Source organism: Verrucomicrobiota bacterium (assembly GCA_039192515.1).
In the GTDB taxonomy this organism is placed as follows: Bacteria; Verrucomicrobiota; Verrucomicrobiia; order Methylacidiphilales; family JBCCWR01; genus JBCCWR01.
Genome location: JBCCXA010000065.1, coordinates 1 through 7,590, shown reverse-complemented (window position 1 = coordinate 7,590; position 7,590 = coordinate 1). Strand labels below are relative to the sequence as shown.

At 41.3% G+C, this 7,590-nt stretch carries 6 protein-coding genes; 4 read left to right on the top strand and 2 right to left on the bottom strand.

Translation table 11 applies throughout. The features are described 5' to 3' along the window. Positions 1-200: 200 nt before the first annotated feature. Positions 201-1,934: a dihydroxy-acid dehydratase gene (ilvD, locus tag AAGA18_15425; protein ID MEM9446732.1), complete on the top strand. Its 1,734-nt coding sequence runs from the start codon at positions 201-203 to the stop codon at positions 1,932-1,934. A 120-nt stretch (positions 1,935-2,054) separates the two neighbouring features. Here ilvD and AAGA18_15420 read toward each other — a convergent pair whose 3' ends face one another. Together AAGA18_15420 and AAGA18_15415 are read right to left on the bottom strand one after the other, a co-directional pair. Further along, entirely contained in the window at positions 2,055-4,622 is a 2,568-nt protein-coding gene (locus AAGA18_15420; GenBank protein MEM9446731.1) for a hypothetical protein, read from the bottom strand. Positions 4,623-4,729: 107 nt separating this feature from the next. Next, positions 4,730-5,767 (bottom strand): hypothetical protein, encoded by a 1,038-nt coding sequence (locus AAGA18_15415; GenBank protein MEM9446730.1) that lies wholly within the window; start codon positions 5,765-5,767, stop codon positions 4,730-4,732. Positions 5,768-5,888: 121 nt separating this feature from the next. Between AAGA18_15415 and AAGA18_15410 the strand changes: the two genes are divergently transcribed. The 3 genes from AAGA18_15410 to AAGA18_15400 all read left to right on the top strand — a co-directional run. After that, on the top strand, positions 5,889-6,590 hold the full coding sequence (locus AAGA18_15410) for an energy transducer TonB (GenBank protein MEM9446729.1): 702 nt from the start codon (positions 5,889-5,891) through the stop codon (positions 6,588-6,590). Between the two features lie 61 nt (positions 6,591-6,651). Next, the gene (locus tag AAGA18_15405) at positions 6,652-7,071 is read left to right on the top strand and encodes an EVE domain-containing protein (GenBank protein ID MEM9446728.1); all 420 of its coding nucleotides are present in this window, start codon (positions 6,652-6,654) and stop codon (positions 7,069-7,071) included. A 264-nt stretch (positions 7,072-7,335) separates the two neighbouring features. After that, a partial coding sequence (locus AAGA18_15400) for a hypothetical protein (GenBank protein MEM9446727.1) occupies positions 7,336-7,590 on the top strand: 255 nt, incomplete at its 3' end.

Here is a 7,590-nt window from a genome sequence, read left to right as displayed (position 1 = left end):
CTTCGTTTACTTCATGCCATATCACACATGCCTCAAGAAATCAGACTCTACTTTGCTACAAGAATTGCTCCATTACCCCAAAGTCATACCTCGAGTATCCAATATACTTAAAAATACCTTTTTTCAGTGCCGACTAATTAACGTTCAGAACTTCATTTTCTACTTCTAGAAAGAATAAACGCTGATAGAGTTTTGGCCTTATGCCCAAAAAATCTTTCTCAAAAAAAGCAAAATCTCTGCACCGTAAACATTCTGCTCTAATGCTAGACGGGCCCGAGAGAGCCCCTTCACGGGCTATGCTTTACCCTGTTGGCTTTAAGGCCAATGATTTCCAGAAATCAATCATCGGTATCGCGTCTACCTGGAGCATGGTAACACCCTGTAACATGCACATTGATAAACTCGCCGACGAAGCTGCTAAAGGGGCCGACAAAGCTGGAGGCAAATCGATTATTTTTAATACCATCACCATCTCAGATGGAATATCCATGGGAACTGAGGGCATGAAATACTCTCTCGTTTCTAGAGAGGTTATAGCAGACTCTATTGAAACAGTTGTCGGCTGTGAAAATATGGATGGATATGTCACCATTGGAGGATGTGATAAAAATATGCCCGGCTGTATGATGGCTATCGCAAGATTGAACCGACCAGCAGTTTTCGTCTACGGAGGAACCATCATGCCTGGGTGCCTTACGCTTCCCAATAAAAAAAAGAGGAATCTAGACATTGTTTCAGTGTTTGAGGCAGTCGGAGCTCATGCAAACAAAAAAATCTCTGACCATCAGCTTAAGAAAATTGAATCTTGTGCCATTCCTGGTCCGGGTTCGTGCGGAGGTATGTATACCGCTAATACAATGGCTTCAGCCATTGAAGCAATGGGCATGTCCTTACCAGGATCTTCAGCACAAAATGCAATTTCCACCGCTAAAATGAAAGACTGTCGGGAGGCCGGAGCGGCTGTTGTAGATCTACTAGAGCAAGGGATTACTCCTCGAGACATCATGACAAAAAAGGCCTTTGAAAATGCGATCACCGTCGTCATGGCTTTGGGTGGATCAACTAATGCAGTCCTTCACCTACTGGCCATAGCGCACTCTGCAAAGGTTAAACTGTCTATAGATGATTTTGTTCGCATTGGAAAACGCGTCCCTGTTTTAGCAGACCTTAAACCGAGTGGGAGGTTTATGATGTCCGAACTAGTTGCGATTGGTGGAATACAACCTCTCATGAAAATGCTTCTCAAAAAGAGCCTTCTACATGGAGACTGTATAACGGTAACGGGTAAGACCATTGCTCAGAATCTACAAACCGTTAAGCCTTATCCTAAAGGACAAGAAATTATCCGAAACTTCACCAAACCCATTAAAAAGGATGGGCACTTAGTTATTCTTCGCGGTAACCTCGCACCGGGTGGCGCTACTGCTAAAATTTCAGGTAAAGAGGGGCTTTCATTTACTGGGACTGCCAAGGTCTTTGCTTCTGAAGAAACGGCTCTCAAGGCTATCCTTTCTGGAAAGATTATTAAGGGTGATGTCATCGTGATTCGCTACGAAGGCCCTAAAGGCGGCCCGGGTATGCGCGAAATGCTCTCACCCACTTCTGCAATCATGGGTAAAGGCCTAGGTAAGGACGTGGCCCTCATTACAGATGGACGCTTTTCGGGAGGTTCTCATGGCTTTGTCGTTGGCCATATCACTCCCGAAGCATATGTTGGAGGACCCATCGCCCTAGTTAAGAATGGCGATACCATCACCATCGACGCCGAGAAACGTGAAATTAATCTCAAAATCAACAAAGCGGAAATAAAACGCCGCCAGGCAGATTGGCAAAAACCTAAGCCACGCTATACTCACGGAGTTCTCGCAAAATATGCAAGCGCTGTTGCTAGCGCTTCCGAAGGAGCTGTTACGGACGCTAGCTTAGAGCTCTAGAAACCTAGATGGATTTTAGCGCTTAGGGGTCACTGATCTTACTCACTCATGTTCGAGCATCTCTAAAAAGATTTTCCAATCCAAAAGACAGAAAACTCTATGCTCCTAAAAAATGGTAGCTCATTTCTTAAAACGAATACTGATGGATTTTGTGTGCGAACGTTCACCGTCATAAGCTTCAGCCTCTATATTAAATTGCCCCGGCCTTACCGTCCAAGCATAGTATTTACCCGATTCAATGTCATCGCCCGCAAGACTGTAAGGCGGTTTTGTTTCAATACGATTTTCCCTTCTTCCTTTACTCCCATCTGCTTTGATGCCTGCAACAGGCCTACCATTTACCTTGGCCTTAACCCATTCAATATCACCTTGCGTATTGATTCTAATATTGATACGCGTGGTAGGAAGTTTGGCTAAATCTATGTCAGAATTATCTACCAGAGGATCAAAGCCAGAAATTGGCCTTCCAGTATCCACATTAATTAACGTAAAGCTATTGATTTTAGGGCTTAATGATCTTTTCCCTAATTTGCCATCGCTGCTATTCTTGTCCAAGGAAGATATGGTCTGTTGAGATGAATCTTTAAATAGAATCCTAAGAGATTTAAAGGTCACTTGTTCTTTCTCATCAAAACCACTAGCCTCAATTTGATAATGACCAGGTTGAACATTCCACGTTTTTATTTCATTAACTGACTTTCCCTTCGCTTGACGGTAGCCAGTTATAAGAAATGGCTTTGTTCCTGTTTTCATTGAGTTCCTAGCCCTTACTTCACCATTTTTGTCTTTGTATTCTGGAGGCTGACCATTTACTTTCCACTTAACAGAGCTGATTCTATTGGTTGTGTTTGCTGCAACGGTGAGTTGAGATGTTGGTAGTTTAGCTAAATCAACCACGCTATTATCTAAAAGTGGATCAAAGCCGCTAAGGGGCTTTCCAGTGCCTGCATTTACTAAAGTAAAACTTGTGATCTCAGGCTTGGCTAAAGTTGAGACTTTATCAGAAAGATGCATCAATTGCTCATCTGAATCAATAAACTTGAGCTTGAATGACCTCGTATCTTTTTCATATCTTCCGCTGGCTGTTATCTCTATGAGACAGTCACCAAACTCTACAGCCCATGCATTAGGCATACCTGTTTCGTCATCATCTCCTGCTAAACTATAAGGAATCGATTTTTCAACCAGATTCCCTTTGGGCGACTTACTTCCATCAGCATTGAGAAAAGAAGGTATTTTACCGTTTGTGTATATGCTTACCTGCCTAATTTTCCCATATGCATTCACATGAATGTTTATACGCTTTGTGGGTAACTTCGCCAGATCAATAACCGCGCCATCTGCAATCGGATCAAAACCAGCAATCGGCCTTCCCGTATTAGAATTGACCAATGTTAGGCTTTCTATTTTTGGCCCCTGTTGAAATCGATGACGATTGGTCTTGCCCATAATTGATCGTTCTGACGAGTCGATAAACGTAAGATTAATGGCCTTCTTGACGGCCTCATTCTTACTCATGCCTATGCCTTGAGCTTCTACCTCTATTAGATAAGTCCCTGGCTTAATATCCCAGGCATAATAACCAGCGGGAACAAGCCCCTTTGCCTCAAAGTCTCCTGCCAGTGTAAATGGTGGATTTGCTTCCGAATACCACATTTTTCTTGTTCCATCAGGAAGAATTGCCATAGGAGAATTTCCATTAACTCTACTAACTATACCCTTTATATTGCTTGCTTTGATCAAAATATTGATCCTAGAAGATGGCAGTTCAGCCAAGTCAATAACTGAATGGTTAACAAGTGGGTCATAATCTGAAATCAGCTTTCCCGTATCCACATTAATCAGCGCAAAACCGGTGATCTCCCCATCAGAAGAATCCAAGTTATTATTTTTAGGAGAATCGGATTTCTCAGCGCTCAATGCTTTTGTAGAATGAGATTTTAGCTTTGACTTAGCTTCGACGGTTCTGAGGGCTATCTCATCAGGAGAATCAACTTTCTCAGCGCTCAGTTCTTTTGCAGAATGAGCTCTTAGCTTTGATTCAACTTCAACGGTTCTGAGGGCCATCTCATCAGGAGGATCAGCTTTCCCATCGCCCAGTTCTTTTGCAGAATGGACTTTTAGCTTTGACTCAACTTCAACGGTTCTGAGGGCCATCTCATCAGGAGAATCAACTTTCTCAGCGCTCAGTTCTTTAGGAAAGCGCGCTTCTAGCTCTGATTTAGGCTCAACACTATAAAAAGCCATCTCTTCAGCAGATGGCTGAGAAGCTTTTTTCTCATTATTTTTATAATTTAAATAGATCATGCACATTAAAAATAGAGCCAATAAAGCTGTGCCAACTATTATAGATGGCGAACTTTTTTGAGATAACCGAGGCACGTGACAACCTGGAACCCAATTGCCCAATCCAGCCATTCGACCTGATTTTTTCCTCATGATGGTAAATACCGTTATCCCTGCGACAATAATAATGAGACCTAAAATGGCTAGCTGACTTCCCACAAAAAGTAAAATTTCTGAGCCCGAAAAGGCTTTTGCTAATAAAGGATAAGAACTGATTATTGTCGAGTCATTCAAACAGTTTGTTGCTATATTAAAATACAGCTCAAGTGCCCTTGCTGAAGGCACAATCGATATGCTCGTTGCAATGTAGGCAGCGACTAACCTGATCATTCCACGACTCATCTAGAATTAGTTTATCGGCTAATGAGCAAGGAAAAATTACTTAAATAAAGATATAGAAATTATAGTAAATCTGATTATCAATCATTCCAATAAACCCACCGAGAATACTACATGGCTTCCATTTGAATTAAACTACCCCCCGTCCTGGAAATAATTCTGGTGAGTTCTCGTCGCTCATTATCTTTCATCTCAAAGCCAATGAAATGAATTTTAACCAAGTGATTTCTTCCCCTTTGTAACTCAGTGATAAGTTGATTAATTTCGCTGTAAGGCACCTTCTGCATCCCTACTCCTCGGTAAAAACTTCCATCAGAAATCAGATAGATCACATCAGGGTCCCAGGAAAACGTCTGCTTCAATACCGATTCAATACCATTCGGATCTTTCCTAATCACATCTTTACCGCCAGCAGGCATGGAACCGGATGAGATAAACTCATCTTCTATCCATTCTTTTGCTTCTTTAACATTGCGGCCACTTGCTAAAACAAGCCTATCTTCAAAAACCTTGTAATTACGCACGAATTGTAAAAGCCCAAATTCTGTATCACGTGATAAGCCTCTTAGAACCTTAATAGCTTCGTCTTTCATGCGCTCAGTAGTCACACCCACTGCTTTAGCCTTTGTCAAAACACTGCTTGATACATCAAAAGCTATCACTATTTTGTTGGCAAAATCCTTTACCCCAAAAAAAGAAACCGTAGAAGAGAGTGATGTGGCTTTTTGGCCTATCTTCCCCAATATTGCCGAGCCACCTGAACCATCTGAAGCCGATGACACCAAGCTCTGATCCGCTAAGTATGCTACTGATGGAATGGCAACATTAAGTTGATCTGAAACTGAGCTGCTAATAACATCTTGAAACGAATCTAGTGGAGGAGCTTCCGCAACAGTTAAGACCTCATCCAATCCGACTGCTGTCTCAAGTTCATCTGCTTGCTCCAAGATCGGCTCTTCAAGTAATAATGCCTCATCTTTAACCTCTTTTTCTATGGGATGATCTTCAGCAAAAACACCCGCACTTTTTATAGATTCTTTAGAAATTGGCACTTCATAGAGAATCACTCCACCAAGTATAATAAAAATAATAACATGGACTATGATAGAAACTCCTAACTGTAAACCAAACTTATTCCAAAAATTCATCTTCAATCCTCCTCAAGAAAAAATTTTCCAATTATTCTAATTATTATGAGTTTCAATCCGAATCAACTTAAATCGGGAAATAAATGGGATATTTTGACCCCTAATCTAACCCTCTAACTACATGTCGGATACGAAAAAAGGACTCTTCCCTTTTAAGTCAGTACCAGAGATCTATCTGAGTTTGAGTATATCCTTAAGTATGCATCTTGTCCTTATGGTTTTCATCCTTGGATTTCAACCTGAGCTCAGCAACCAAAAAAACTCTCATACCCCATACAACCTTCTTCTTGAACCCGAATATGAAGAGCTATGCTCCTTCGAAGCACATCAGCATATTGAGCTTTTAGAAGATGGCTTTCTCTCTATTGATTCATCAACTCAATATGATAGCTTGCCGTATTCTCCGGCTAAACTTTATGAACAGCTAAGCAACTTTCTGCAGCTTGACTTTGGTCTATTACACATCGATTCTCTCATCGTTGCTGAAGGTCCTGAGATGGATTATGTATCCTTCCCTATAGAATCAAGTGAAGTTGAAACCTTTGCCGTTTGGAGCGATACAAATGTATTTAGCCATAGATCTCCTCCCTATCCAGTTGGGGCTAGGCAGTTAGGTCTTCAAGGACTTGTGCTCATGCTTATTTATATTAATGAAGAGGGAAAAATTACAGCCTATGAAATTGTCAAAAGCTCCGGCCACTTTCAATTAGATCAAGCAGCATTGCGTTACGTAAATGAACAAAAAGCAGTAGCTGTCGCTCAAATCCCTCAAAATAGCCAACCTTGGCAAATCTTATACCCCATTATCTATCGCATAGATTAGACTCTTCAAAAAATTCTAAAATCTTCGTGCCTTTCTCCATCTAGACGAGCAGATTAGAACCATGCCTGACAAAGTTTCTTACTGGTTGGTGAAGCAAGAACCGGAATCCTATCCTTTCTCTCAATTACTCAAGGATAAAAAAACCATGTGGGAGGGCGTTCGCAACTATCAAGCTCGTAACAACTTACGAGCTATGAACAAAGGTGACCAAGTGCTTTTTTACCACAGTGTGAAAGAGAAACAAGTGGTTGGTCTATGCCAAGTGATCAAGGAAGCATATCCAGACCCTACTGCTCCAGATCAAGACTGGTCTGTTGTTGAAATCAAACCTATTCGCGCACTCAAGCGTCCTGTCAGTTTGGCTGAGATCAAAGCAACTCCTATGCTTAAAGACATCGCTCTTATCAAGCAATCCCGCCTCTCTGTCATGCCGATCAAAAAAAGGGAATTCGACAAAATTCTAGTTCTTTCTGAAAAATAAAAGAATTACTTGCCGTTTTAATTAATAAACAGACATTGCGTACTTCTTTTATTTGAGGTGAAAATAAATCCACTGCTTGTGATAGCATAGGTCTTTATGACTATTCTTTAAGGCTGTTTATTGCCAGCAAAATCTTCCGGGTAGAAAATTTTTCCGCTATTAGAAGAGACAATTCTTCTTTATCGATTAAATCAGTCTTAACCCTCTTGATACCGATATTATCCATGTAGACAGACCTATTTAGGGAAGCTGTCTCATGTTATTGTGTCTATTAATTCATACAGAATTATTTTGCTGAAACTCATCAATATAAGTTTGATGCTTATGTGCTTGGGGCATACCCTCGTACATGCTAATCCGTCTGGTGGAAACGTGGTCAGTGGTAGTGCAACCATCAGCACAAATGGATCGACACTCACGATCAACCAAGGCAGTGATCGAGTCATCATTGACTGGCAAAATTTTTCTATCCAGGTGGGGGAAACGACAACCTTTATGCAGCCTTCAGAGATGTCTGCG